Below are 2,831 nucleotides of genomic sequence, written 5' to 3' on the forward strand. Positions count from 1 at the left end.
AACCCACAATCAACAACAATGCTTTTACATACAGTTGGAAGCTTTGGGAGCTATACTTTCTTTTTGATTGGTGCTTTTACTTATCCAAAACTGATAAAAAAATCTACCTATTGGGAGTCCGTTAAAATACCGACTTTAATATTTACTTACGTAACAATTATTATTAAGTCTTCCTAATGCTAAAAAGCAAAAATTAAAAAACAAATTGAACCTTTTTATATATTCTACGTCTCTATTATAGCTGTTATCAGATAATTATAGATAATAACGGTTTAAGTGATTAAACGAGAGATTTGTGAGTAGAAATTAGCTACTACTCATATAAAATCTTTACTGCAAGTATATAATAAAAATAATTTTTCATAATGAAAGCAATATTATTTTCGATTGGTACAAGAGGAGATATAGAACCCTTTTTAGCAATTTCTCAACTTTTAAAAGAAAAAGGTTGGGATGTGATTTGTGTTTTTCCAGAACAGTTTCGTGAGATTGTAGAAGATATGGGAATTCCTTTCAGAGGATTTAGCAGAGAATTTCTAGATATGTTAGACAGTAAAGATGCTAAAATGTTTATGGGTGGACATGGTTCTATTCTTACTAGAATAAAATTTCTTTTAAAAATGGCAAGAGTTGGTATAAAGCTCTCAAAAAGTTTTTTGTCATTGCAACATAACATCCAACAGGAAGAGAAACCTGATAGAGTTATATATCACCCAAAATGCAATTATAGCCTTATCTGGGGAATGGCTAATCCAGGTAAATCTATTATGGTAAGCCCTATTCCTGGTACAGCACACACAATTAGGCATCTTACCATTTTAGGAAATTATGGAAAAACATTAAATACACTGAGTTTTTGGTTATCAAATAGTATGAAAGCAATAATATTAAAGAAGGTTTCAAAAAAATATAGTAAAGACTATCCTAAATTAAAAATCTCTTTTTCCTCAATTAAGAGGATCATGCTTCAAAAAGAAAAAACATTATACACTATTTCTTCTTCATTATTTTCTAGACCTGAATACTGGCCTCTTCCCGCTCAGATCGTAGGCTATTATGAAAGAGATAAAACAACAAGTTGGTGTCCTGATGATCTATTATTGAAGTTTCTCAAAAATCATGAAAAGATTGTTTTTATCTCTTTTGGGAGTATGACCAATTCAGACCCCAAAGAAAAGACCCGTATTATAATTGACGTATTGAAAAAAAACAATATACCAGCCATTATCAATACATCATGGGGAGGATTGGAAAAAATTGACAAGCCTCTTGAGAATATTCACTTTGTAAGTAATATACCTTATGATTGGATATTTCCCAAGATTTATGCAGCTGTTCATCATGGCGGATCTGGAACTACGCATACTGCATTAAGATATGCATGCCCCAGTTTAATTGTTCCTCACATCTTAGATCAATTTTTCTGGAAAAAAACCATATCAACTTTAAATCTTGGACCTAGTGGCATACCTATAAAGAAACTTAATGAACAGAACTTTGAAAACAAATTGTTAGATTTAATTAGCAATAAATCTTATAAAAAAAATTCAGAATTAATTAGTGAAAAAATGAAAATTGAAAGTAATAAGAATAAACTTTATAAAATGATTAAAGATTTAGAGTAGCTAAAAAAAAATCATTATTTGAAAACAAAACACTTCACAAATAACTGTTGCGTAATTAATTACTTGATTTTAATAATTACAATATAATTTAAATACTTCTAGCTTTATCCCTTTTTACTATTTTAGTACTTTAACTGAGACTGTTTCCCTCTATAGCAAAAAACAATCTATAAATGATAGAAACTCTAATCGAGCATATAAAAAATGTTATTCCTGTCTCAGATGATTTGGCAAAACGATTACAAGAAATTTCATCAACTACAGTAATTGAAAAAGGGAAATTTCTTCATAAACCAAACAGAATTTGTGAAAATACTTATTTTATAAAATCGGGGCTTTTACGAATCTTCTACAAAAAGAATGAAAAGGAAATTACTGATAATTTCTCAGCAGAAAACGAATGGATAACTTCCATATATAGTTTTATGAAAAATGTACCTGATAACTGCTACATTGAAACCTTAGAACAATCAGAATTGATTGCTATTAATATTTTAGAACTTGAAAAATGCTTTCAAGATTTCCCAGAGATGGAACGCTTTGGAAGAATCCTTATTTCTAATTATTTCGTTAAACAATCTGAAAGAATTATATCAATGCAGTTTCATACCGCTAAAGAGAGATACCAATTTTTCTATAAAGCTTCAAAAAATAAGTTATCAAGGGTGTCACTTGGTATGCTCGCATCGCATTTGGGAATGACACAGGAAACTCTAAGCAGAGTGCGTGCCGAAAAAGATGTTTTTTGATCTATATCAAATTGACCAATCTCGTTGTTTCTTAATTTAGCTAAATAAGAATAATCAAAGGAATTAATGAAGAGTAAACAATATGCAGTAATCGGTTTTTTAGCACCAATATTATTTTGGTTTACTTATTTTATTATGGCTAACCAAAGACCTGAATATAGTTTTTTAACAAAAGGGGTAAGTGAACTTGGTTCGTTAGACGCACCAAACAAATGGGTTTGGAATTTTTTTGGTTACATTCTCACAGGTTTATTAATTTCAGTATTTTCTTTTGGTTTATATAAAAATATAGCGATTAAAAAATCTAGTAAATTACCTTTCTATGGATTGTTACTTAGTGGCGTTTTTATGACAATTTCTGGAATATTCCCAGGTGATTTCGATAACCCACAATCAACAACAATGCTTTTACATACAGTTGGAAGCTTTGGGAGCTATACTTTCTTTTTGATTGGTG

General features: G+C 29.7%; 3 protein-coding genes. All 3 read left to right on the top strand.

The annotated features are described in order from the left end of the window. Positions 1 to 365 precede the first annotated feature (365 nt). A complete protein-coding gene (locus K8Z87_RS13685; RefSeq protein WP_227478140.1) occupies positions 366 to 1,625 on the top strand; it encodes a glycosyltransferase in 1,260 nt (419 codons plus the stop codon). Between the two features lie 173 nt (positions 1,626 to 1,798). Then, a complete protein-coding gene (locus tag K8Z87_RS13690) occupies positions 1,799 to 2,374 on the top strand; it encodes a Crp/Fnr family transcriptional regulator (protein WP_227478141.1) in 576 nt (191 codons plus the stop codon). 66 nt (positions 2,375 to 2,440) lie between these two features. Further along, a partial coding sequence (locus K8Z87_RS13695; RefSeq protein ID WP_227478142.1) for a DUF998 domain-containing protein occupies positions 2,441 to 2,831 on the top strand: 391 nt, incomplete at its 3' end.

This window comes from Winogradskyella immobilis (assembly GCF_021887715.1).
In the GTDB taxonomy this organism is placed as follows: Bacteria; Bacteroidota; Bacteroidia; order Flavobacteriales; family Flavobacteriaceae; genus Winogradskyella; species Winogradskyella immobilis.